The 24,339-nt window shown below is 70.5% G+C and carries 22 protein-coding genes; 17 read left to right on the forward strand and 5 right to left on the reverse strand.

The window, feature by feature from the left end; translation table 11 throughout:
* Positions 1-142: 142 nt before the first annotated feature.
* Positions 143-1,495, reverse strand: coding sequence for an MFS transporter (locus OF380_RS10650; protein ID WP_264050725.1), 1,353 nt, complete (start codon positions 1,493-1,495; stop codon positions 143-145).
* Positions 1,492-2,340: a PRC-barrel domain-containing protein gene (locus tag OF380_RS10655; protein ID WP_318784599.1), complete on the reverse strand. Its 849-nt coding sequence runs from the start codon at positions 2,338-2,340 to the stop codon at positions 1,492-1,494. Before OF380_RS10655 ends, OF380_RS10650 begins: the two co-directional genes overlap by 4 nt.
* Positions 2,341-2,743: 403 nt before the next feature.
* Between OF380_RS10655 and OF380_RS10660 the strand changes: the two genes are divergently transcribed.
* The 3 genes from OF380_RS10660 (at position 2,744) to OF380_RS10670 (ending at position 6,672) form a co-directional block, all read left to right on the forward strand.
* The gene (locus OF380_RS10660) at positions 2,744-3,121 is read left to right on the forward strand and encodes a hypothetical protein (RefSeq protein ID WP_264050726.1); all 378 of its coding nucleotides are present in this window, start codon (positions 2,744-2,746) and stop codon (positions 3,119-3,121) included.
* Between the two features lie 408 nt (positions 3,122-3,529).
* Positions 3,530-5,689, forward strand: a complete 2,160-nt coding sequence (locus tag OF380_RS10665) for an FUSC family protein (protein ID WP_264050727.1) — start codon at positions 3,530-3,532, stop codon at positions 5,687-5,689.
* 308 nt (positions 5,690-5,997) lie between these two features.
* Entirely contained in the window at positions 5,998-6,672 is a 675-nt protein-coding gene (locus tag OF380_RS10670; RefSeq protein WP_264050728.1) for a response regulator transcription factor, read from the forward strand.
* Positions 6,673-6,794: 122 nt separating this feature from the next.
* Here OF380_RS10670 and OF380_RS10675 read toward each other — a convergent pair whose 3' ends face one another.
* Positions 6,795-9,245: a flagellin N-terminal helical domain-containing protein gene (locus tag OF380_RS10675; RefSeq protein ID WP_264050729.1), complete on the reverse strand. Its 2,451-nt coding sequence runs from the start codon at positions 9,243-9,245 to the stop codon at positions 6,795-6,797.
* Positions 9,246-9,663: 418 nt separating this feature from the next.
* Complete coding sequence (locus tag OF380_RS10680) at positions 9,664-9,957, reverse strand: PilZ domain-containing protein (protein WP_264050730.1); 294 nt, start codon at positions 9,955-9,957, stop codon at positions 9,664-9,666.
* Positions 9,958-10,207: 250 nt separating this feature from the next.
* On the opposite strand from OF380_RS10680, the gene OF380_RS10685 reads away from it, so the two are divergent.
* The 12 genes from OF380_RS10685 to OF380_RS10740 all read left to right on the forward strand — a co-directional run bounded on the left by OF380_RS10685 (position 10,208) and on the right by OF380_RS10740 (position 20,824).
* On the forward strand, positions 10,208-10,756 hold the full coding sequence (locus OF380_RS10685) for a hypothetical protein (RefSeq protein WP_264050731.1): 549 nt from the start codon (positions 10,208-10,210) through the stop codon (positions 10,754-10,756).
* Positions 10,757-10,898: 142 nt separating this feature from the next.
* Complete coding sequence (locus OF380_RS10690; RefSeq protein WP_264050732.1) at positions 10,899-11,675, forward strand: DUF1217 domain-containing protein; 777 nt, start codon at positions 10,899-10,901, stop codon at positions 11,673-11,675.
* Between the two features lie 5 nt (positions 11,676-11,680).
* The gene (flgF, locus tag OF380_RS10695; RefSeq protein ID WP_264050733.1) at positions 11,681-12,406 is read left to right on the forward strand and encodes a flagellar basal-body rod protein FlgF; all 726 of its coding nucleotides are present in this window, start codon (positions 11,681-11,683) and stop codon (positions 12,404-12,406) included.
* Positions 12,407-12,410: 4 nt separating this feature from the next.
* A complete protein-coding gene (gene fliI / locus OF380_RS10700; RefSeq protein ID WP_264050734.1) occupies positions 12,411-13,736 on the forward strand; it encodes a flagellar protein export ATPase FliI in 1,326 nt (441 codons plus the stop codon).
* A 135-nt stretch (positions 13,737-13,871) separates the two neighbouring features.
* Positions 13,872-15,128: a flagellar hook protein FlgE gene (locus OF380_RS10705; protein ID WP_264050735.1), complete on the forward strand. Its 1,257-nt coding sequence runs from the start codon at positions 13,872-13,874 to the stop codon at positions 15,126-15,128.
* A 101-nt stretch (positions 15,129-15,229) separates the two neighbouring features.
* Positions 15,230-17,101 (forward strand): flagellar hook-associated protein FlgK, encoded by a 1,872-nt coding sequence (gene flgK / locus OF380_RS10710; RefSeq protein ID WP_264050736.1) that lies wholly within the window; start codon positions 15,230-15,232, stop codon positions 17,099-17,101.
* Positions 17,102-17,103: 2 nt separating this feature from the next.
* A complete protein-coding gene (locus OF380_RS10715) occupies positions 17,104-18,150 on the forward strand; it encodes a flagellar hook-associated family protein (protein WP_264050737.1) in 1,047 nt (348 codons plus the stop codon).
* Positions 18,151-18,227: 77 nt separating this feature from the next.
* Positions 18,228-18,575, forward strand: coding sequence for a flagellar biosynthesis regulator FlaF (flaF, locus tag OF380_RS10720; RefSeq protein WP_264050738.1), 348 nt, complete (start codon positions 18,228-18,230; stop codon positions 18,573-18,575).
* Entirely contained in the window at positions 18,572-19,027 is a 456-nt protein-coding gene (gene flbT, locus OF380_RS10725) for a flagellar biosynthesis repressor FlbT (RefSeq protein ID WP_264050739.1), read from the forward strand. Before flaF ends, flbT begins: the two co-directional genes overlap by 4 nt.
* 27 nt (positions 19,028-19,054) lie before the next feature.
* Positions 19,055-19,474, forward strand: coding sequence for a flagellar hook assembly protein FlgD (gene flgD / locus OF380_RS10730; RefSeq protein WP_264050740.1), 420 nt, complete (start codon positions 19,055-19,057; stop codon positions 19,472-19,474).
* A 59-nt stretch (positions 19,475-19,533) separates the two neighbouring features.
* Positions 19,534-19,800 (forward strand): flagellar biosynthetic protein FliQ, encoded by a 267-nt coding sequence (locus tag OF380_RS10735; protein WP_264050741.1) that lies wholly within the window; start codon positions 19,534-19,536, stop codon positions 19,798-19,800.
* 628 nt (positions 19,801-20,428) lie between these two features.
* Positions 20,429-20,824, forward strand: coding sequence for a helix-turn-helix domain-containing protein (locus tag OF380_RS10740; protein ID WP_264050742.1), 396 nt, complete (start codon positions 20,429-20,431; stop codon positions 20,822-20,824).
* A gap of 22 nt (positions 20,825-20,846) precedes the next feature.
* Here the strand turns inward: OF380_RS10740 and OF380_RS10745 are convergent, their stop codons facing one another.
* A complete protein-coding gene (locus OF380_RS10745) occupies positions 20,847-21,095 on the reverse strand; it encodes a hypothetical protein (protein ID WP_264050743.1) in 249 nt (82 codons plus the stop codon).
* Positions 21,096-21,483: 388 nt separating this feature from the next.
* On the opposite strand from OF380_RS10745, the gene flhA reads away from it, so the two are divergent.
* Both flhA and fliR read left to right on the forward strand, forming a co-directional pair.
* Positions 21,484-23,565, forward strand: coding sequence for a flagellar biosynthesis protein FlhA (gene flhA, locus OF380_RS10750; RefSeq protein WP_264050744.1), 2,082 nt, complete (start codon positions 21,484-21,486; stop codon positions 23,563-23,565).
* Positions 23,566-23,567: 2 nt separating this feature from the next.
* Positions 23,568-24,335 (forward strand): flagellar biosynthesis protein FliR, encoded by a 768-nt coding sequence (gene fliR / locus OF380_RS10755; RefSeq protein WP_264051285.1) that lies wholly within the window; start codon positions 23,568-23,570, stop codon positions 24,333-24,335.
* Positions 24,336-24,339 lie beyond the last annotated feature (4 nt).

The raw sequence follows: 24,339 nt of genomic DNA on the forward strand, positions 1-24,339 counted from the left end.
CTCGAGCCCCCCGGAAGCGCAACGCGACGGGCGGCCAAGCGTTGCAGTGTCCGGCGCAGGTTTGCGCGTTATAGCCGCCGAACCTGAACGCAGCTTGAGCGGTAAGCGAATTCGGTGCCGCGGAGGCTGCGTCCCATGCGGTTCACGCCGTCGGAGGGCGGCGCGTTTCCGGCATGATCAGGGCCACGAGCGCGAAGGCGGCAAAGCCCACGATGGCGAGTCCGAGGAACGCCGTGTGGCTGCCGAGGCGGTCGGCCATGACCCCGGCCAGGGAGGTCGACAGGGCTGCCCCGATGCCCATCGCGGTGCCGACGGCGCCGAGCGCGAGGTTGAAGTGGCCCGTCCTGCGGGTGGCGTCCGAGACCACGAGGGGCACCATCACGCCGAACACCGCCGCCGAGACGCCGTCGAAGACCTGCACCGCCACCAGCAGTTCGGGGCTGTCCACGTAGGCGAAGAGCAGCCCCCGGATGGGCAGGGCGGCGAACCCGACGAGCAGCAGCGGCCGCCGTCCCCAGCGCTCGGCGGCCCGCCCGACGGCGGGGGCCGAGACGGCGAGCACCACCTGAGGCACCACGATGCAGGCGGCGATCAGCGCCGTCGCGGTCTCGCTCGCCCGCAGGGTGAGCATGCTGCCCACCAGCGGCAGCATCGCCGCGTTGGCGAGGAAGAACAGGGTCATGCAGGCGGCAAAGCAGAGCAGCGCCCGGTTCGTGAGCAGCGCGCGCAGACCGCTGCCGGCCTGCGGCGCGGGCACCTCCGGATCGGCCTTCGTCCGGGCCGGCCCCTCGATCTCGTCGGCCCGAATCCGGGACAGGGCGATCAGGGTGGGCACCATCAGGGCGGCGGTGAGGTAGAACACCGCGTCGTTGGAGAGATAGTAGCCGCAGGCCCCCATGCCGGCGGCGGCCACCGCGTTGCCCAGGGCCGAGAAGCTCGCGTTGCGCCCGAGGCGCTCGCCCGCCCGGGCGTGCCCGACGAGGCCGATGCTGATCGCCGCGATGGCGGGCGTCAGGATGCAACTCGCCGCCGAATGCGCGGCCATGGCCAGCAGCACCACGAGGAAGTTCGGCCACATCGCGAGCGCGAAGGCGCTCAACGCGATGGCGACCACGGAGAAGCCGGCCGCGAACCGGCGGGAGCGCACCGCGTCCACGAAGGCGCCGCCCGGCACCTGGCCGAGCAGGCTGACGAGGCTGCCGACCGTAAGGGCGAAGCCGATATCCGATTGCGTCCACTGCGCCTGGGTGAAGTACACCGCCAGGAAGGGGCCGAAGCCGGTCTGGAGATTGGCCACGAAGAACGCGAAGCCGTCGAGGCCCCGGCTGCTCGCGCGGGAAATGACCTTCATGTCGCCCGGAGCCTCCGCTGCCGTCGCGGACGGGGCGTCGTCCGTCAGAGTGTCGCGACGGGGGAGCGGACGCGCCCGGAAGTCCGGACGCGGCGCCTCGCGGGGTTTCAAGGCCCGACGATTCTTCGGGAGCGGTGCCGTCATCGATCCGGCGACCTCTCCGCCGGCTTGTCGGCTGGTGTGGCGGGGGAGGCCGGTGCGACGGCGGCCGGCGTTTGGGGTGAGGCCGCGGGTGCTTGCGGAGCTGCCGCAGGCGTCTGGGTAGCTGCCGCAGGCGCTTGCGGTGCTACGGGCCCTTGGACGGTTGCCGCAGGCGTCTGGGGCGGTGCGACCGGCCCTTGGACGGGTGCCGCCGGAGCCTGAACGTTCGGGGTGGCCTGATCGCCGTCCGCCGGGGCTGCCGGGCTCGCGGGACCGAGGACCACGATCGGGTCGCCGGGCTTGTACTCGGGGGAGACGCGGACCTGGTTGCGGCTGAGTTGGAGCACGAGGCGGCTCGGCTTGGCGTCCTGGGAGAAGCGCATCGCCCGCCAGTCCACCGCGATCTTGCGCGAGCCGACGCCGAGGAAGCCCCCGAAATCGATGATCGCGGCACGCGGCCGGCCATCCTTGTCGAGGATGATGTCGATGATCCGGCCCATATCCTCGCCGGTGGAACTGCGCACGGCCTTGCCGAGCACGCCCTCGTAATCCTGGGTGTCGAGCACGGTGGCGGGCGTGCCGGCGACCCCGGGCTGGGCCGGCGCGGGTGGGCCGGCGGGCGGTGCCACAGGCGACGCGACGGGCGGCACGGCGGCCGGGGGGACCGGCGCCGGGGGCGCGGCCGGAACCGGCGCGACCTGCGGCAGGGCGGGCGCTGGCGAGCCCGTCGTCACCTCACCGGTGCCCGGCACCGGTTCCTTGCCCGGGGTCGCCGGGCCTTCGGCGGCCGCAGCTGCGGCCCACAGGGTGATCGTCGCGGTGGCGATCATCCGGACAGTTCTGAACACGCGCGTTCCCCGAGTGATGCGGCTCGCCGGCCTCACACAATGACAACCTTGAGCGGCAGGTTCCACCCGAGGGCGGTGCCGGACTCATTGCGCGGGGACCAAGGCGAAGTTGTGGATGAGCCAAGAATGGGACGGGACGGAACGGCGATCGAGCCCCGCCCGCCGGAACGGAAGATCAGGGCGCGGTCGCCGTGGACGACGGGACGAGGCGGGCAAGAAATGGACCGGCCATCGACCCGCCCCGACTCGGCGGCGGCACTCTCGCATCACCCGAAGCGTGGCCGCAATGCTCTTGTGCACGGCAACATCCCTGGTTTTCGCCAAAACTGCGTCGTAGAGAGGCAATGAGATGCGTCGCGTGCCCTGCCGCGGGCAAAGCCGTTATGATCGAGGACCAGACCCGATGTCCCTTCCGTCCCATGCCTGCGCCGTCGCGCTCATCGCCGCCCTGGCCGGAGGGTGCCAGGCGCTCGGCGGCGGCGGCGGTGTGATGCCCGAGACCGACATCGGCCCGCCGCCCTCGATGCGCGGCGCCGTGCCGGGTCCGCAGCGCGGGCGCGCCGCCCAGGTCGACGCCGACGAGCCGGTGGCGCAGACCGCCCCGACGCGGCGCCTCAACCTGCCCAACAGCGGGGGCGGCCAGACGCGTGCGGCAGCGAATGAGGAGCGCCGTATCCGCCGGGAGGATATCGAGGGCGAGACCACGAGCCGGACGAGCTCCGGCGGCCTCGCGCCCCAGATGAGCCAGGGCGGTGGCGTCGGCCTGGGCGGCAAGTTCTAAGGCCAGCCGTTTCCGAGGGCGGGGGTTCGCGGCGGGCTCCCGTTCCGCGCAGGGCGATTGCAGACGGCACCGCGCCGTCATTCCGGGGCGCCGTCGGCGAGCCCGGACCCGAGGGGGGGCTGAAAGTCGGTTTTCAACGCGCAGGTCCGTCTCTGCGATCGCCCTGCCTTCCGCGCGCGCGTCCCGCCGGCTGCAAGTCGCAGCATTCAAGTCGCAGCATTCAAGTCGCAGCATTCAAGTCACCGCCTTCAAGCCACCGGCTGCAGGCCAGCCGTGTCGGCCCCGGCGGTTCCGAGCCGCGGGGAATGGTTCTAGATCGTGGGTGCGGCGCACACAGGATGCGCCGCGGAGTCCCCCCGTGCCGCGATGCCTTCTCCGCCCGTCGAGCCCAGACCGGCGCCTCCGCCCATGACGGGCACCGGTCCGCACCGGGGACGGCGCGCGGCAGCCTTCCTGCGGGGACGGGGCACGCCGGCCGATCCCGGGCGCGACCTCACCCGCCTGCCCATCGGCCTCGATCCACGCGGCCTCAGCCTCATCGACGGCGTGCGGGCGGCGCTCGCCTTCGGCCTCGTCATCCTGTTGCACGAATGGGTGCCCTGGCCTCCGCTCCTCACCCTGGCGCTCGCCGCGAACCTCGCGTGCTTTGCCGATGCCGGGGGCCCGATGCGGGCCCGCCTCCTCGTGCTCACCGTGTTCTCGCTGCTCAGCGGGGTGATCTGGGGGCTGTTCGGGCTGATACAGCCGCTGGGGCCGGTCCTCGTCGTGCCGCTGGCCGGGCTCGTCATCTTCGCCTGCACCTACGCGCGGGTCTGGGGCGTCCCGGCGCAGACCGCCGGCAACGTCCTCATCCTCGTGCTGTGCTTCGCCCTCGACCGGCCGCTCGCGCCCGGCGGGGCCCTGGAGGCCGGGCTCGTCTTCGCGGCCGGCGGGCTGTGGGCGACGCTGCTCGCGCTCGTCCTCTGGCGGCTGCACCCCTACCGGCCGACCCAGCGCGCGGTGGCCGAAGTCTGGCGTCGCCTGACGCGCCTCTGCGACGACCTCGAAGACCTCGCCTCCCTGACCCGGCCGGCCGGGCTGCAGTCCGGGCACCGCCAGATCTTCGACCGGCACGCCTTCGAGGTGCAGGCGTTCGACCGGCACGCCCGGGCGCACCGGCGCGGCGTGCGCGAGGCCATCGAGCAGGCGCGCTTCGTCATCGTCGACCTCGCCCGCAGCCGGTCACGCATCTCCGACCGCACCGCCCAGGCGCTGATCCGCCTGGAGGCCGCCGAACAGATCTTCGCCGCCCTGATCGCCCTGTCCGACCTCATCGAGGACGAGCCCGACCCGCGCCGCCGCCGCATGGCGCGCCGCTTCCTGCGCCGGCTCCGCCCCCTGCTCGGCGTCATCGCCCGGGCGATCCGCGACGACAGCGTGCTCGACCTGCCCCGCCTGGAGCGGGCGATCGCGCGGGGCGCGCGGCGCCTCGCCCATGATCGCGGGCTCAACGACCTGGCCACACGCATCCTCGACCGCGTCCGGATCGGGGCCAAGCTCTCGACGCCCGGCGGCGAACGCCCCGGCGGCGCCCTGATGGGTCGGGAGAGCCTGCCGCTGACGACCCGCCTCCTCGGGCCGCTCGCCACCCACTTCACCCTGGCCTCGGCCAACCTGCGCCACGCCGTGCGGGCCACCGCGGTGGCGGCCCCGGCCCTGTGGGCGACCCTGGTCTGGTCCGGTCCCTTCGCGCACTGGCTCACCATCACGGTGGTGCTGACCATGCAGCCGTTCTACGCCGCGACCTGGCAGCGGGCCCTGGAGCGGATCGGCGGCACGGTGCTGGGCGGCCTGATCGGTGCCGCCCTGGCGGGCCTCGCCACCACGCCGCTCGCCCTGGCCGCCCTGATCCTCCCCTTGAGCATCATCGGCTTTGCCGCGCGCGGGATCAGCTACGGCGTCTTCATCGCCTGCCTCACGCCCCTGATCGTGCTCCTCGTGGAGGTGGTCGAACCCGGCCACGGCTCCTGGGAGGTCGCCGGGATGCGCGCCCTCCTGACCCTGCTCGGCGGCCTCATCGCCGTGGGGAGCGCCCTCGTGCTATGGCCGATCTGGGAGCCCGATCAGGTGCGCCTGGAACTGCGCAAGGCGATCCGAGCCCACGCGGCCTTCGCCCGCGCGGTCCTCTGCGCGGGGCACGAGGCGGAGACATCGGGCGCCCGCGCGCAGGCCGCCCGCGCCGCCGGCCTCGCGCTGAACGACCTCGAGGCCGCCCTGGCCCGGGCCCTGCAGCAGCCGCGCGCCGGGCGGCATCCGCAGGTGGAAACCGCGATGGTGGCCGACGCCACCCTGCGCCGCATCTCGGCGCGGCTGACGGCTCTGCGCTACGCCGTCGAGACGGCGGAGCCGGAGGCGCTGGCGGCCTGGAGCGGCTGGATCACCGCGACCCTGGCGAACCTCGGCGGCGAGGGCGCGCCGCCGCCGATGCCCGCGGCACCGCACAGCGATGGCCTGCGCCGCCTCGTCGGTCAGGTCGAACTCCTCGCCGAGACGCTGGCTCCGACCCCCGCACGTGCCCGCCCGGCCTGAGGCGCGGCGTGGCGCGTTTGCAACAGGGGCGCGCCCCGAAGGCGTTCGACGGGTCGGAGTCCCCCCGAAGCCAGCCCGGGATCACAGGATGCCAGGAGGGTTAAAGCAAAATTAACCATTTCCGCAAAGAAACATTGTTAACGCAAATCAACGGGTGGCGGCGCCCGGAGCGACTGAAAAAGCTCCGGTGCCGCACAGTAACGATCAAACAAAACCAGGATCCCAAGGGCGAACATCGAAGTCGCTCCGTGTCCAAGGTGATCGCCCGGCGAGATTGCGACAACATTCGGTTTCGGCGGGGCGCTGGGATGTATATCGTTGTCGATGAGCGGCAGGCGGTCGCTGCCGAGTACGTGGCGGGTTTCGGTGCGCAGGACGTTCCCGCGCGCAGCCTGGAGGCCGATGCCTTCCTGGCTTGGCTGGTCGGTAAGCCGGTCGATGCCGTGACCGGCATCGTGCTCGGGGAATGCGCGGACCGCGCGACCCGCACCGCCGCGATCCGCAGCCTGTCCCCGGCGCCGATCATCGCCCTCAACGAGACCCGCTCCCTCGAGCAGACCCTCGACCTCTTCACCGCCGGCATCGACGACGTCGTGCGCCGCCCCGTCCATATCCGGGAGATCCTGGCCCGGGCCGAGGCGATCCGCCGACGCGGCATCCGGGGCGAGGCGCAGGCGCCCGCCACCCAGGACCGCAGCGGCCGCCTCACGGTGTTCAAGGACGGACGCGACCCCGAGATCGACGGGGAAAGCCTGATCCTGCCCCGGCGCGAGCGCCACATCCTGGAGGTCTTCGCGAGCCATCGCGGGCGCCAACTCAGCCGGACCCAGATCTTCAATGCGGTCTATGCCGACCACGGCAGCGACGTGGAGGAGAGCGTCGTCGAGGGCCATATCAGCAAGCTGCGCAAGAAGCTGCGCCTGCGCCTCGGCTACGATCCCATCGAGGCCAAGCGCCTGGCCGGCTACACCTTCGTCGGCTGATCCGACCCGCGCGTCCGACGCCGACCACTCCCTCCCGGAATCGAAAAAGGCCACGCCTCCTCGCGGAGCCGTGGCCTTTTTCTTCGTGGCTCGCCCCCGGGTGGCCGGGGGCGAGGTCGCGCTTAGCGGAAGAGCGAGAGGACGTTCTGGCTCGCGCCGTTGGCGATGCTGAGCGCCTGGACGGCCAGCTGCTGCTGGGTCTGGAGCGCCTTCAGCTTGGTGGATTCCTCCTCGATGTCGGCATCGACGAGGATGCCGATGGTGCGGTCGTTGGCCTTCATCAGCGTGTCCACGAAGGACTTCTGGCCGTCGATCTGGGTCTTGCCGGCGCCGAGCTTGGTGCCCGCATCGGTGACCTTGGCGATGGCCTTGTCCACCGCGGTGATGATCGCGGACAGATCCGTGTCGCCGCTCGTGCCGACGAGCTTGGAGATGTCGACGTTGGCGATCGAGTAGCTGCCCGCGCCCGCCGTCGAGTATGCGCCAACCGAGGAGTCCAGGATGCCCTGTCCGGTCGTGGTGCCGGAATTCGTTCCGAACCCGTTGAACGCTTGGGTCGCTGCTTGACCGGTCGCCGATTTGCTGGCGGTCAGGCCCAAGGACGCCAGGTCCGTGCCGCCCAAGGTCACGGTGGCGCTTGTTCCAGCCGCGGTCGAGCTGAAGGTCAGCCTGCTCGCCGTGGTCGTGCCGTAGTCCACGGTCGCGTTGACACCCGCGGCTTGCAGCTTCTGGTTGATGAGAGCCGCCATGTCGGCCCCATTCACCGCACGGCTCCCGCTGGCCCCCGAGGACTTCGTCGTCAGGGCTGCGTAATCCGCAGCGCCCAGCGAAATCGTCTTGTCGCCGGTGCCGTCGTTGATCGTGAAGGTCTTGGTACCGGCCGTCGCGGAGGCCGAGACTGCGGTGGAGAAGCCCATGGAAGCGAGCGCCGGCGCCAGCCCGTTGATGGCCACCGAGCCACCCGTGCTCTGGAACACCAGCTTGCCGCCGACATTCGATGCAATCGCGGTGCTGACCGTGGCCAGCTTCGCATTCACGAGGCTGACAAAGTCGTCGACACTCACCGCTCCAGCCGTACCCGTCGGTGCTGTGAGCCCGACGAAATCCGCGTTGTTCAGCGTGATCGGGTCCGCGCCGGCGCCATCATTGACATCGAACGTGAAGGTGTTGGTATTGGAAAGGTCGATCGCAGAGTAATTGGCTCCAGCCTGGACCTTGGGACTGCCCGACAGGTCGACCGCCGCGAAGTTGTTGTCCGCGGTCACCTTGGCGGCGGTTGCCGCTGTTCCCGTGGCTGTACCGAAGCCGATATCAGCGAGCGTGTAGGCGGGGGGGGCCGTGAAGGTGCCAAGGGTGGGCGCGGTGCCGGTGGACGCGGCGGAAACCGTCAGCGCGCCGCCATCCGTCTTCGTGAAGACGAGCTTGTTCGTGCTGTCGTAAGCGGCTGTCGTGCCAGATGCTGCGATCGCTGTGTTGATCGCGGAAAGCAGCTTGGCCCGATCGCCGGTTCCGGTCGGCGTGATGGCCGTGTTTGCGACGTTGTAAACCGTCGAGTTGATCGTCAGTGCGATGTTGCCGGTACCCGTGAAGCTCGACAGATTGTCCGCTACGGCATTGGCGCTCGTCAGGTCACTGGTGCTCAGCGGAGCGGCCACGTTCTGAACCGTCAGCCGTGAGGCGGCACCGGTCGACGCCGTCTGGAAGGTCAGGCGACCGGACGTGTCGAGGCCGGCGCTTACCTTGTCTTTGAGGGCGGACGCGCTGATCTGATTGTTGATGGCGCTCAGCATCTCGTCGGAGGTGACCTTCGTGAGGTCCTTTGCCGTAGACGCGAGCGTGGTCTTGTCGAGCTTGATCGTCGCGCTGGTTCCGTCGCCGAGAACGAGGCTGAGATTAATCTGCTTCGGCTTAGGCGGCGTGCCGGACGTACCGACGAAATCCACGGTGCCGTTGGTGAAGGCCGACGTCCCCGTGAGCGCCGTCGAACCGACGACCTTCGCCTCGGTGGCATCGGTGGTGATGTTGGTGGCGTTCACGTCGTAGAGCTTGATGCTGTTCACATCGATGGCCACCTTCGAGAAGGTGATCGTGCCCTGCGGATCGCGCGCGAAGCCGGCGACCACGCTCTGCGTGCCCTGGAACGACGTGTTCGCCGAGGACGAATTCACGGACAGCCAGTTCTGGCCGCTCGAGTTGGACGAATCGGCGGTGGCCTTCATCTTGTTCTGGATGGCGGCGATCTCGGTCTGGACCTTCGAGCGGTCGACGCCCGGCTGCAGCGCCGTCTGGAGCTTGGCGCGCATGTTCTGCAGGTCGGACAGAACGCTGTTGAGGCCGTTATAGGCGGTGTCGACCGACGACGAACCCAGGCCGAGCGAGTCCTTCACGGCGGAGAGCGAAGCGTTGTCGGTGCGCACCGTGGTGGCGATCGACCAGTAGGCGGCGTTGTCGGCGGCGCTCGAGACGCGCTGGCCGGTCGAGACCCGGTTGCTGGTCGCGTCGAGCTGAGTGTTGATGCTCTTCAGGGTCGTCAGCGCCGTCATTGCGGCGTTGTTGGTCAGCAGGCTGGTCATTGCGAGGATGTCCGGTTGACAGGAATTACAAGGAATTCGTGCGTGTGGCCGCGCAGCAGGCTCGAAGGCTGACGAGATTTATGGATGAAGACTCGTCGTCTGCTGACTACATCCCGGATTTTCACCGGACCGGTGGGGCGACATCATGTCTATAGGTTCACGAAACCTATCCACCGCGTTCGCATCGAGGAACGTTTGTTCTGTTTCAGAACCCTCGCTCGTCGATGGAGCGACTATGCACGGCGCGCCTTATCAGGAGCTTAAGGTGGGCCGCCGGGCCCTGTTTCCGAATGCGCCGCGCGGCTGCGAATGCCCGGCGCTCCGGAGCCGGTCCCGATCCGGGTACGCCGGGACGCCGTCCCGAGCCTCCGCAGGCACGCGCTCCCCGATACCGGACCGGCCTGCGCGTCGGCGTGCGCTATCCCTCGGAATCGAAGGTGACGCCGACGAAATCGGCGCGCTGCCAGCGCAGGCGGACGCGCAGCGTGCGGATCTCGTGGCCCGCGATGATGAGGTCGAACCGCTCGGGAAGCGGCCTCGGGCGCGGCAGGCGCAGGCTCGCGCCCAGGGGGGAGAGGTCGCGCACGATGCAGGGCAGGAGGCTCTCGGGGCCGAGGACGATGCGGCCCTGCTGCATCACGCGGTGGCGCTTCGGCACCGGCCTGCGCGCGGGACGATCCCCGCGGGAGACCGCCTCCTGCCAATCCGCCATCGCCGCCCCGTCCGCCTCCGATGAAGGCCGAGGCTTACCAGCGCGGGTCCGGCCTGTCGACGCGGGGCCGGGCTCCGGCCCGGCCCGACGGATCCCGACCCGAGCTCCGGAGGCGTCGGGATCGGCGGACGACCGCCGCCGGGGGAGGGGACCCCGATGGGTCGGGTCCCGCGAGGTCCGGGATTAACCCTTCGGTAACCATGTTGTGGAAGGGTTCGGACTCATCTGCCGGCTTTCTCACGCGATGGCCATGATCCCGCTTTCTCCTCGACATCTCACGGCGCCCACCGTCTCGCGGCGGCCCGGCTACGCTCGCCCCTCCACGGGGGCCGAGATCCTGCGTCGCACCCGGGCCGCCGCCCTGGAGCGGATGGTGGTGGGCCTCTGCCTGGGGCTCGCCATGGTGTCGGGGAGCTTCGCCGCCTATTCCATCCTGGGGGCGTCGAACGCCTATTCGGTCCAACCCTTCCTGCCGGCCCTGAGCGGCGGGTTCGCCTGGAGGCGCAACGCCGCGCCCGCGCGGGAGGCCGCCCTCGACCTCGATCCGACCACCACGGGCTCGCTCCCCGACCCCGTCGCGAAGCCGGCGGCGCGCACGGAGCCGGCGCCGGGCGCGCGCGGCTACGTGCTGCGCCGGGTCAGCGACGGAGCCGCCCTCGTGGAAGGCCCCGAGGGCCTGCGCCAGGTGGTGCTCGGCGCCGTCCTCCCGGGGGCCGGCCGGGTTCTCTCCATCCGCGCCACCGGGTCGGGCTGGGTCGTGATCACCTCCGAGACCATCATCGGGCCCACCCCGCTGTGACCGCGCCGGCCGCGCACCAGCCCGCCGCAAGCCACCCCGGCTAGACCGCGCCGGCCAGACAGCGCGGGCCCCGCGCCGAGCCCCGCCCGAGCCGAAGGGACCCGGCCATGCCCCAGCGCCCCAGGAGCGATCGCCCCCGCCGATGACGACCACCTTCACTAGCTACAGTCTGATCGCCCGGGACCTCGGCGCCTCCCTGGCGCGCAAGGGCGCGCAGCCCGACGTCGCCCGCGAGACCGCCTATTACGAGGCCAAGATCGGCTCGGTGAAATCCATCGACGATCTCCTCGGAGACCGGCGCCTCTTCGCCTACGCGATGAAGGCGCACGGCCTGGAGGACATGACCTACGCCAAGGCCTTCATGCGCAAGGTCCTCACCGAGGGCGTGAGCGATCGCACGGCCTTCGCCAACCGCCTCGCCGACGACCGCTACGTCGCCTTCGCCAAGGCCTTCGACTTCAAGACCTACGGTGCGGAGACGACGACCCTGGCGGCCGCCACCGCGGACACCACCGCCGCCTACCTGCACCAGAGCCTCGAGGCCGATGCGGGAAGCGAGGACACCGGCGTGCGCCTGGCCCTGTACTTCGCCCGGATCGCGCCCACCGTCTCGTCCGGTTACGGCGTGCTGGGGGATCCGGCCCTGTCGCAGGTGGTCAAGACCGTCCTCGGCCTGCCCGACGTCTCCTCCTCGGAGGGCATCGCCCGGCAGGCGTCGCTCATCGAGGAGCGGGTCGAGCTGGCGAGCTTCAAGGATCCGGTCAAGCTGAATCGCTTCGTGCAGCGCTTCACCGCGATCTGGGATGCGCAGAACAACGCCGCCTCGGCGCCGGTCCTGAACCTGTTCGCGGATTCCACCACGCAGGGCCTCGACGCGAGCCTGCTCCTCAGCCTCCAGCGCATCCGTTCGGGGAGCTAGGGGCCATGCAGAACGGACTCTACGTGGCGCTCTCGGCGCAGATCGCCATGGAAAAGCGCCTCAACGCCGTCGCCAACAACGTCGCAAACCTTTCCACCAGCGGCTACCGCGCCGAGGATACGAAGTTCACCGCGCTCCTCGCCCAGGCGAGCAAGGGCGCGGTCGCCTTCGCCTCCGCGGGCGACACCTACATCTCGCAGCGCGCCGGAGCGACGATCAAGACGGACAGCCCCCTCGACGTGGCGGTGCAGGGCGATGCCTGGTTCGCGGTGCGCGGCGCCAAGGGGCCCGTCTATACCCGCGACGGCCGCATGACGATGGATGCACTCGGGCAGCTCCGCAGCGTCACCGGGCAGCCGATGCTCGACCCCGGCGGCGCGCCGATCCTCCTCGACCCCCAGGCCGGTCCGCCGACCATCGGGCGCGACGGCAGCGTCGCGCAGGGCGCCAACCAGGTCGGCGCCATCGGGCTGTTCACCCTCGACCCGAAGAGCACGCTCGCCCGGGCCGAGCCGAACGGCGTCAGCACGAGCCTGCCCGCGATCCCGGTCCAGGATTTCACCCGCATCGGCATGGTGCAGGGCTACGTCGAAGGGGCGAACGTCAACCCCGTCCTGGAGATGACGAAGCTCATCACCATCCAGCGCGCCTTCGAGAGCGCCGCGACGCTGACCTCCGAGACCGAGAATGCTTTTTCCGGGGCGATCCGCTCCCTGAGCCCGCAGGGCTGAGCCGATGCCCGACGTCCTCGACCGTCTCGGCGCGGCCCTCGCCACGGGCCGCGAGTCCCTGCCCCTGGTGCGCGTCGGCGGTCCGATCCAGGAGGTCACCGCCAGCGCCGCCCGGGTGGCGGGGGTCTCCCCCTTCCTGACCCTCGGCGACCGGATGGGCTTCATGGCCCAGGGTCGCGAGCAGATCGGCGAGGTCGTGCGCGTGGACGCGCAGGGCGTCACCCTGAAACCCTTCGACAGCCGGATCGAGGCCGGGATCGGCACCCGCGCCTACCGCCTCGGCCCCCCGACCCTGCGCCCGGCGCCGAGCTGGAAGGGCCGGGTGATCGATGCCCTCGGTCGGCCCATCGACGGGCTCGGCCCCCTGATGCCGGGACCGCGCGCCGTGCCGCTGGACGCCGATCCGCCCCCGGCCCTGGAGCGGGCGCGGGTCACGAAGCCCCTGCGCACCGGGGTGCGCGCCCTCGACCTGTTCACGCCGCTCTGCCTCGGCCAGCGCATCGGCATCTTCGCGGGCTCCGGCGTCGGCAAGTCGACGCTGCTCGCCATGCTCGCCGGGGCCGCCGGCTTCGACAGCGTCGTGGTGGCGCTGGTGGGCGAGCGCGGGCGGGAGGTCCGGGAATTCCTGGAGGGCGCGATGGCGGCGAGCCGGTCCCGCGCCGTCATCGTGGTCTCCACCGGCGACGAGAGCCCGATGATGCGCCGGCAGGCCCCGAAGCTCGCCATGGGCATCGCGGAATCGTTCCGGGATTCCGGCGACTCCGTCCTGCTCATCGTGGATTCCGTGACCCGCTACGCCCATGCGGCCCGCGACGTGGCGCTGGCGGCCGGCGAGCCGGCGGTGGCCCGGGGCTATCCGCCGAGCGTGTTCTCGGACCTGCCGCGCCTCCTCGAGCGGGCCGGGCCCGGCCTCGACGGCGCCGGCAGCATCACGGGCGTGTTCTCGGTGCTGGTGGACGGGGACGACCACAACGATCCCGTGGCCGATTCCATTCGCGGCACCCTCGACGGGCACGTGGTCCTCGACCGGGCCATCGCCGAGCAGGGCCGCTACCCGGCGGTGCATCTCCTCGGCTCGATCTCGCGCCTGGCCGGCGAGGTCTGGACGCCCGAGCAGCGCGAACTGGTGCGTCGCCTGAAGGCGATGATGGCGCGGTTCGAGGAGACCCGCGACCTGCGCCTGATGGGGGGCTACCGCGCCGGCGAGGATGCCGAGCTCGACCAGGCCATCCTCCTCGTGCCCCGCATCTACGAGGCCCTGCGCCAGGAGCCCGGCATGGCGGCGAGCGAGGACGCGTTCCTCGAACTCGCCCAATCCCTGCGGGGCTGAGGGACCGATGCGGACCACCCTTCCTGCCCGCCCGGGGCACCGGCCGCTCCGGCCCCAGCCCCGCGCAAGCCTGTCTTCCTCTACTAGCCCCCATCGTTCGCGCCGCGCCGCGCGCCATCCCTCCGAGGTGACCTCATGAGTCTCATCAGCGTCCTGCGCACCGGCGTGTCCGGCATGAACGCGCAATCGAACCGCATCTCGACCGTCGCCGAGAACGTGCAGAATTCCAGCACCACCGGCTACAAGCGCACCTCGGCCGAGTTCTCGTCGCTGCTCATCGAGAACAACTCCACGACGAACTACACGTCCGGCGCCGTCGAGACCAAGGTCCGCCGCGCGATCGGGGCCGAGGGCCCGATCACCTTCACGACCTCGAAGACCGACCTCGCGATCCAGGGCAACGGGTTCTTCGTGGTGCAGGACGAGAACCAGGCGCCCTACCTCACCCGCGCCGGCAACTTCGTCGTGGACGGCCCGACGGGCAACCTCATCAATTCCGGGGGCTTCTCCCTCATGGGCTACAGCCTCGTCGACGGCGCGGAGCCCAACCCCGCCCTGAACAGCACCGACGGGATGGTGCCGGTCAACATGGCGAGCCTCGGCCTGCGGGCGACGCCCTCGACCAAGGCGACGGTGACGGGCAACCTGTCGGCCGACACCACGCCCCTGTCCGGGATCGTCTCGCCCGAAAACTTCTCGAAGAAGAGCTCGATCGTCACCTACGACAAGCTCGGCAACAGCGTCACCCTCGACATCTACCTCAAGCGCTCCGTCCCGACCGCCGGCGACGCGACCGCGGACCCGGTCATCCCCGCCGTTCTGGACAACACCTGGACCGCCGCGGTCTATGATCCGGACGACGTCGCCCTGACCGGGCCGGTGACCTTCGTGTTCGGCGCGGACGGCAAGCTCAGCGGCACCACCAAGGCGAACCTGACGATCCCGGGGGGCGAAGCCTTCAGCCTCGACCTGAGCAGCATGACCCAGCTCGCCGGCGCCTACGACCTCAAGGGCACCGCCAACGGCAAGGCCCCGTCCGCCGTGACGGGCACCGAATTCGGCTCGGACGGCGTCGTCTACGCCACCTATGCCGACGGCACCCGCCTCGGGGCCTTCAAGATCCCGCTCGCCGAGGTGAAGAGCCCGGACAACCTCAACCCGCGCGCCGGCAACGTCTTCCAGACCACCCTCGAATCCGGCGACCTCCAGATCGGTTTCGCGGGGCTCGGTGGTCTCGGGAACGTGAAGTCCAGCGCGCTCGAGCAGTCGAACGTCGATGTCAGCTCCGAGCTGACCACGATGATCGAGTCGCAGACCGTCTACACCGCCAACTCGAAGGTGTTCATGACCGGCAACGAGCTGCTCGAGACCCTGATGAACCTGAAGCGCTGAGCGCGCTCCGCAGGGTTCTCCCTCCGAGGGTCCATGCACCGAACTCCTACCGCCGCCCGGCCCGGGCGGCGGGCCGCGCCGCCCGCACCAGGACACGACAGATGGGCCTCGCCCTCGCCCTCAACTCCGCCCGCACCTCCCTCGCCGCCACCTCGACGCAGATCGCCGTGACGGCGCGCAACACGGCCGGCGCGAGCGACCCGTTCTACACCCGCAAGATCGCCAACCTCGTGGCGGCCGGCGGCGGCAGCGCGGTCTCGATCCAGCGCGCCACCGACACGGCCCTGTTCGACCGCAAGCTCGCCGGCACCTCCTCGGTCGCGGCGAGCGAGGCGGTGCTCGACGGGCTCACGACCCTGCAGAACACCCTCGGGGATACCGCCGACGGCACCTCGCCGGCCGCCCGCCTCGGCGCCCTCACCGCCGCCCTGAAGATCGCGGCGAACCAGCCCGACGACGCGGCCCTCGCCCGCAGCGCGGTCGACCGGGCCCGCGATCTGGCGGCGAGCCTCAATGCCGGGGCGGACGCCGTCCAGACCGTGCGGGCCCAGGCCGATGCCGGGCTCGCCGACTCGGTCACGCGGATCAACGACCTCCTGAGCCAATTCGAGGCCGCCAACCGCATCGTGACCAGCGGTACCGGGGCCGGCACCGACGTGACGGACGCCCTGGACGACCGCGACCGCATCCTCGCCGGCCTCTCGGAGGAGATCGGGATCTCCACGGTGGTCCGTGCGGGCAACGACATCGCGATCTACACCGACAGCGGCGTCCCCCTGTTCGAGCGCGGCGCCCGTAAGGTCTCCTTCTCGCCCACCGCCGCCTTCGCGTCCGGGACCACGGGCGCCGCCGTCATGGTCGACGGCGTGCCGGTGACGGGCGCGGCTTCGCCGATGCCGGTGCATTCGGGCCGCATCGCCGGCCTCGCCGAACTGCGCGACAACCTCGCGATCCGCTACGAATCCCAGCTCGACGCCATCGCCGACGGCCTCGTGGATGCGTTCACGGAAACCGGCCTGTACGCGTCGGGCCAGGGCGGCAGCGTGGTCGCGGCCGGGACCGCGCTCACCGGCACGTCCGTCTTCCGGCCCCTCGCGGCGCCCGGGACGGCGGGCACGGCGGATTTCAGCGGCACGAACCAAGCCGCCTTCACCCTGACCCTCGCCGACGGCTCCACCGCGAACATCGTGATCGACAAGGCCGCGATGGCCGCGCGGGCCGCCGACCCCGCGAAGGTGACACCGGCCGAGTTCCTCGCCGCCATCAACGCGCAGATGTCCGCCGACACCGCGACGACGCCGCTCGCCGGCAAGGTCACGGCGTTCCTCGACGTCTCCGGGCGCCTCGCCTTCGCCACCGACGCGACCTCCGGAGCCGCGGCGCGGCTCACGGTCGGGAATCTCGCGGCGACGCCGGGCGCGACCCCGGTCAATATCGGCTTCAGCACCGCCTCGGGATTGCCGCCGCGCGCGGCGGGCCTGTTCACCGCTTCCGACGTGAGCTCGGCGGGCCTCGCCGCCCGGATCCGGGTCAACGGCTCCGTCGATCCGCAGCAGGGCGGCGACGTCACGCTCCTGCGCGACGGCGGCATCGCCGGCACCGGGTACCAGTCGAATCCGGCCTCGTTCGCCGGCGCGGGTTTCCCCGACCGGCTGCGCGCCCTGTCCACCGCCCTGGCGGCGGACCGGGCCTTCGACCCGTCGAGCGATCTGGCGAGCAACGGCACCCTCCAGGACTTCGCCTCGGCCTCCACCGGGTGGCTCTCGGCCAAGCGTCAGGCCGCGACCTCGGAGTCGAACTACCAGTCGACGCTGCTCGCCCGCGCCTCCACGGCCTATTCGAATGCCACCGGCGTCAACATGGACGACGAGACGGCCACCACCCTCGAACTCGAACGGTCCTACACCGCCTCGGCCAAGCTGCTGACGGTGATCAACGACCTCCTCAAGACCCTGATGGATGCGGTGCGCTAGACATGAGGACCAATGCTCTCTCCACCCTGAGCCTCTGGAGCACGCCGCGCACCGGGGTCTCCCGCATGCAGGCGGACATCGCCCGCGCCAACGAGGAACTCGTCACCGGGCGCTTCCAGGATGTCGGCCTGGAACTCGGCAGCCGCACCGGCCTCGCCGTGGGCCTGCGCCAGAAGACCGCCGAGCTGTCCGCCCTGCGGGACAGCAACGACGCCGCCTCCCTGCGCCTGAGCACGAGCCAGGCCGCCCTGAAGCAGATGCAGGATGCGGCCGACGGCACGCTCAAGGTTCTCCTGGGCGCGCCCGAGGACAAGCGCGCCGGCGTCCTCAAGGACATGGCGGCCGCCCAGCTCACGACGCTGACCAGCCTCCTCAACACCTCCGCCGCCGGCCAGTTCGTGTTCGGTGGGACGAACACGGCGCGCGCGCCGCTGGAGGCCTACGCGACCTCGCCGGCCTCGGCGGCCAAGACCGCCCTCGACGACGCCTTCCGCCTCGCCTTCGGGACCACGCAGGACAGCGCCTCCCTCGGCGCCATCTCGGCGGACGATCTGTCGGCCTTCCTCGACGGCCCCTTCGCGGACCTGTTCGACGACGCGTCCTGGTCCGCCGACTGGTCCGATGCCGGAAACGCGCCCCTCACCAGTCAGATTTCCTTAAGCGAGACCGTGCAGACCTCCGCCAGCGCCAACGCGCCGGCCCTGCGCAAGCTCGCCATGGCCTACGTCATGGCCTCGGACCTCGGGTCGTCCTCGTTCTCGGCGGCGGCCCAGACGGTCCTCACCGAGAAGGTGGCGAAACTCCTGGGCGAGGCGAGCCAGGGCCTCGTCACCCTCCAGGCCGACCTCGGCCGTTCGCAGGCGGCGATCACCGGGGCCAACACCCGGATGGAGGCGCAGAATTCCGTGCTCACCAAGCAGATCGGACAGATGGAGAGGGTGGACACGGCCGAAGCCAAGACCCGGCTCGACCAGCTCACGACGCAGGTCCAGATCTCCTACGCGCTCACGGCGCAGCTGCGTCAGCTGAACCTCGTCGCCTACCTCTGAAGCCGGCTTCGCCGGCGCCACCGGCCCGGATCCGCGCTGGCGCGCGGCGGGTCGCGGATCCACGGGACAGGACCGTCATGTACCAGTTTTCCTACGCCGAAATCCTGGAGGAGGCACCCGCCGTCGAGCGCGAGCGCGAGCGCGCCGCCTTCGACCGGGCGATCGACCTGCTTCGGATCGCCGACCGGCCGGATGCGCAGCAGTCGGACCGCGCGACGGCAGCCGGCTACCTGCAGAGCCTGTGGGGCGTGCTGATCGATGACCTCCGGAGCGAGGAGAACGCGCTCCCGCCGGAGCTGCGCGCCGACCTCGTCTCGATCGGCCTGTGGAGCATGCACGAGGCCAACGCGGTGATCGCCGCCCCCGAACGGGGCCTCTCCGCGCTCATCGCGGTCAACAGCTCCATCCGGGACGGCCTGCGGTGAGCCGACCGCTGCGCCTCTCACTGCGGGCTGGCGAGCGCGTCTACGTGAACGGCGCGGTCCTGCGCGCCGACCGGAAGGTCGCCCTCGAACTCCTGAACGACGCGAGCTTCCTCCTCGAGGCGCACGTGCTCCAGGCCGAGGCCGCGACCACGCCCCTGCGGCAGCTCTACTTCGCGGCGCAGACGAGCCTGATCGAGCCCGCCCAGGCCGAGCGCGCGCGGGCCCTCTTCCACACCCTGCGGTCCGGTATCCTGGCCGCCGTCGCCGATCCGGCCATCCGCGATGGCGTCGTCGAGGCGGGCGGACTGATGGAATCCGGGCGGCTGATCGAGGCGCTCAAGCTGATCCGCGGTCTCTATCCGGCAGAGGCGGCGCTGCTTGCGAACCCGGCACCGAACGAAACCGTACCGGCCGCTCCGGCGCGGGCGCTATCCCCCACCTGTCCGGCCTGAGGGCCACCCTACCGAGGAGGCCCGCCGATGAGCGTCGCCAGCGTCACCAGCACGGCCACATCCCAGACCGCCACCACCGCCGCCGCGACCAAGACCGCGACGAGCGTCGCCGCCTCCATGAACGCCGACACGTTCCTCACCCTGCTGATGACGCAGCTGAAGAACCAGGATCCGACCAAGCCGATGGATTCCACGGCCTATGTCAGCGAACTGGCGACCTTCTCGCAGGTGGAGCAGGCGACGAAGACGAATACCAAGCTCGACTCGCTGCTCTCGTCGAGCTTCCTCTCGCAGGCCGACCAGATCATCGGCCGCACCATCACGTCTTCCGACGGCACCACCACCGGCGAGGTCCAGTCGGTGAAGATCACCGGCGAGGGCGCGCTCGCCCGCCTCACCAACGGACAGGACGTGCTGCTCACCGAGGGCATTTCGCTGTCGCGCTGAGGGCTTGCCGGGTTAAAGAGCCCTGACGCAGACCCTCGCAGGATAAGGCCACTTCCCGGATGAACGAGGTCGACGCCCTCGAACTCGTGCGCGCCGCGATCTGGACCGTGATCGTCGCGGCCGGCCCCGCCATCGCCGCCGCGATGCTGATCGGCATCGCCGTGGCACTCCTCCAGGCGCTCACGCAGATCCAGGAGGTGACGCTCACCTTCGTGCCCAAGATCGTGGTGATCCTGCTGGTGCTGCTCGTCACCAGTTCGTTCATCGGGGGCCAGATCTACGCACTCGCCGAGGCCACCTACGGGCGCATCGTCACGGGTTTCTGAGGAGGCCCGCCCGACCCGCCGCGCGGCGCCCCGTCGGCCTCGGCGGTCGGCACGCGATTCGAGCATCGCGCGCACCGTACCGCCATTCCCGACAAGGCTCTCCGGCAGGCGGACTCAGGCCTGATCGAGGCCGCCGACACCGTGTAACCATTCCGCGCGACTGCACCCCAGGGGCGAGTTGGCTGACAATCATGCCGCTGCTGACAGGCATTCGTCCGGTATCGCCCCGATGGCGGCAACGGACCCGGTCAGATTGACATATGATGGTTTCTGGCAAAGAGTTTTCCCTACGAATCGTAGCTTGCGGAAAACATTCCTGTCCGTGGCTGACCACGTCGTCTCGGAAGACAACAGAAACCTCAATGAAATGACTCAACCTATGGTAGAGTTGGAGGCGTGTTTCTCCCTGTTTCCGCGCGAAGATCGGGCTGAGGATACGAGGCTGGGAGACAGCGTCGCCTCCCATGCCGACCCGGCCGCCTCGGGCGCCGGAGCGGGCGATGCGCCTGCGCCGACATGCGCGTCGGCTGTCCCGGGAGCATCCGTATCGGATCGCGACATTCCGGACCCGACGTCAGGGACCGGCGCCGGCGAGCTGGGACCGGACCCGGACGATCCGCGGACCCCGGTGACGGCCTCCCGTGTCGCCGAGCCATGCCGGAAACCCGGCGCGGCCTTCGCCCACCGCGACGAGGTCTGTCAGGCGACCCCGACCGTGCTGCTGGGCTACGACGCCACGAGGGCCATCGACAGCCACCACCTGCGTGCCGCCCGCGCCCTGCTCGGCTGGGCGATGTCCGATCTCGCCCGGGTCAGCGGCCTATCCCTGTCGACGATCCGGCGCCTGGAGCAGAACGCCCAGGCCGTGAGCGTGCGCAACCATCAGGCGGCCGTCGATGCCCTGCGGATGGGGGGCATCCGCTTCCTCACCCTGGATGACGGGACGACGGCCGTCGCCGAACTCGGTCACATGCCCGCGCTGCTGCGGGTGGGAAGCCCGCGCGGGGATTCCTCGCCGCGTTGAGGCTCCGCGCGGTCCCCAGCGGCTACCGCGTTCCCTTCTCGCGCCTGTAGGCGCTGATCGCCTGGGCGCAGGGGGGCGAGAGCTTGCGGAGATTCGCCTTGAAGCAGGCCTCGACCTCAGGGCCGCCCGGCGCATGCATGCTGCAATGCTCGAGATAATCGCCGGTGCAGGACAGCTTGAGGAGTTCGCGGATCGAGGCGGGCTCGGCGCTGGCGGCGACCGGCATCACGAGCGCACCGAGGAGGACGAGGACGAAGGGGGTGTCGGACATGGGCCGCCGATACTCTGGAAGGGGACGTCGGGAACCCGACAACGCCGGAAGGGCGCATCCCGTCGCATCGGTAGGCGGCCGGACCGGTGAAAGCCAGCGGCCCGGGGCCCGGGACGGGGCCGCCCGGCGATCCCGGATGCCCTTATCCCACGTAAACCTGCGCGGACCACGGGAACGCCGCCGGACCAGCCGCCGGGCAGAAGCGCCGCCGCGGCGTCACACCAGCGCTGGTGCGCACCCACCGGCCCATCGGCCGCGTGGCCCGGAGGGGGCCGGGGTTGTCCAACGGGATTCAGGCCGTCGCGACCGCCCCGTTTTCGCCGGGCGACCCTCGCGCAAGCTTGCCGCGCGACAAGCCCCCGTTCATTCACGGGGTTGACCAACCGCCATGGCGGCAAGCGAAGCGATCGCACCGGAGCGCCGCTCCCAGCGGGATATCGGGTTCGCGGCGGGCATCGTCGCCATCCTGGCGATCCTGTTCCTGCCCGTACCGGCGATCCTGCTCGATATCGGGCTGGCCTTCTCGATCGCCCTGTCGGTGCTGATCCTGATGGTGGCGCTCTGGATCAAGAAGCCGCTCGAATTCTCGGCGTTCCCCACCGTGCTCCTCATCGCGACGCTGCTGCGTCTCGCGCTCGGCATCGCCACGACCCGGCTGATCCTGGCCAACGGCCAGCACGGCGTCGCGGCCGCCGGCCACGTCATCCAGGGCTTCTCGCAGTTCGTGATGAGCGGCGACTTCGTCATCGGGATCGTGGTCTTCCTGATCCTGATCACGGTGAACTTCCTCGTCATCACCAAGGGCGCCACCCGCATCGCCGAGGTCGGCGCCCGCTTCACCCTCGACGCGATCCCCGGCAAGCAGATGGCGATCGACGCCGATCTCAACGCGGGGCTGATCGACGACAAGGAAGCGCAGCTGCGCCGCCGCGAACTGGAGGAGGAGAGCGCCTTCTTCGGCTCCATGGACGGTGCCTCGAAGTTCGTGCGCGGCGAGGCCGTCGCCTCGCTGATCACCATCGCGGTCAACGTCTTCGGCGGCATCATCATCGGCACCACCCGCCACGGCATGCCGCTCGGCCAGGCCGCGGAGGTGTTCACCAAGCTCTCCGTGGGCGACGGCCTCGTCTCGCAGATCCCGGCGCTGATCGTCTCCCTGGCCGCCGGCCTCCTTGTCTCGAAGGGCGGCACGCGCGGCACCGCCGAACAGGCGGTGATGGGCCAGCTCGGGGCCTACCCCCGGGCGCTCTCGGTGGCCGCCGCGCTGATGTTCCTGTTCGCCCTGGTGCCGGGCCTGCCCTTCCTGCCCTTCATGGTCCTGTCCGGCCTGATGGCCTTCATCGCCTACGCGATCCCGAAGAAGCTGGCGGCGCAGAAGGCCATCGTCGAGGCGAAGGCGGTGGCCGACGAGGAGAAGAAGCAGGTCGCGGTGCGGGAATCCGTCAAGGAGTCGCTGAAGACGCCGGAGATCGAGCTCTGCCTCGGCCGGCAGGTCTCGGCGCAGCTCCAGGGCGTGCAATCCGACCTGTCGCACCGGGTCGCCAAGATGCGCCGCAAGTTCGCGCGCCAGTACGGCTTCGTGGTGCCCGACATCAAGCTCACCGACAGCCTCGCCGTGCCGCCGAAATGCTACCAGATCCTCATCCACGGCACGGTGGTGGCGTCCCAGGAGCTGCGCCCCGGCGAACTCCTCGTGGTGGTCGGCGACGGGCCCGTGCCCGACGTGCCGAGCGACGAGGTGCGCGAGCCCGCCTTCGGCATGAAGGCGCGCTGGGTGCTCGATGCCTATGCGGGCGAGGTCCGGCGCGGCGGCTTCGAGCCCATCGACGGCGACTCGGTGCTCCTGACCCACCTCTCGGAGGTCATCCGCAACAACCTGCCCACGCTGCTGTCCTACAAGGACATGCGCAACCTGCTCGACCGGCTCGACCCCGAGTACAAGCGGCTGCTGGACGAGATCTGCCCCTCGCAGATCTCCTATTCGGGGCTGCAGGCGGTGCTCAAGCTCCTGCTCTCCGAGCGGGTCTCGATCCGCAACCTGCACCTCATCCTCGAGGCTGTGGCCGAGATCACCCCCCATGCCCGCCGGGCCGAGCAGATCGCCGAGCACGTCCGCATGCGCATCGCCCAGCAGATCTGCGGGGATCTCGCCGAGAACGGCGTGCTGGCGGTGCTGCGCCTGGGGAGCGCCTGGGACCTCTCCTTCCACCAGAGCCTGAAGCGCGACGGCAAGGGCGAGGTCATCGAGTTCGACATCGATCCGCGCCTCGTGGAACAGTTCGGCACCGAGGCCTCGGAGGCCATCCGCAAGCAGATGCGCGAGACCCGCAACTTCGCCCTCGTGACCGCGCCGGACGCGCGCCCCTACGTGCGCATGATCATCGAGCGGCTCTACCCGACGCTGGCGGTGCTCTCCCACCTCGAGATCGCGCGGGGGGTCGAGATCCGCTCCCTCGGGACGATCTCGTGAACGTGCTGGCGGCCGCGAGCATTCTGGCGCCCGAGAGCGTCCTCGGCGTCTTCCTGATCTTCTGCCGCGTCGGCGCCTGCCTCCTCGTCGTGCCGGGTTTCTCCAGCCCGCGCGTGCCGGCCCAGGTCCGCCTCCTGATCTCGCTGGCGGTGTCGCTGGCCCTCAGCCCGCTGCTGCTGCCCCTGTTCCAGGGCAAGCTTGGGGCCCAGGACCCGGGCGCGACGCTCGGCTGGATCGTCACCGAGAGCCTCACCGGCCTCGTCCTCGGCTTCCTCGGCCGGATCTTCTACGTGGTGCTGGAGACGGTGGTGAACGCCGCCGTGACGATGGTGGGCTTCGGGGGCATGCCGGGGTCCGTCGCCGAGGGCATGGACCCGGTGCCGGCGGTCGAGGCCATGATCATGATGGCGGCGGCCGCGCTGCTGTTCGCCGCCGACCTGCACTGGGAGCTGTTTCGCGGGCTCATCGATTCCTACGCGCGCATTCCCCCCGGCGAGGGCATCGGTTCGCAGGCGGCCCTCGTGCGGATCGTCGATCAGATCACGAGCGCCTTCGTGCTCGGCCTGCGCATCACCTCGCCCTTCCTCGTCTACGCGGTGGCGGTGAATCTCGCCGCCGGCTTCATCAACAAGCTCGTGCCGCAGATCCCGGTCTACTTCATCGCCACGCCCTTCATCATGGCCGGCGGGCTGCTGCTGCTCTACGCCATCACCAACGAGTTCCTGATGCAGTTCGTCATGGGCTACTTCGACTACCTGCGCCGGGGCTGAAGCG

Source organism: Methylobacterium sp. FF17, assembly GCF_025813715.1.
Lineage (GTDB): Bacteria > Pseudomonadota > Alphaproteobacteria > Rhizobiales > Beijerinckiaceae > Methylobacterium > Methylobacterium flocculans.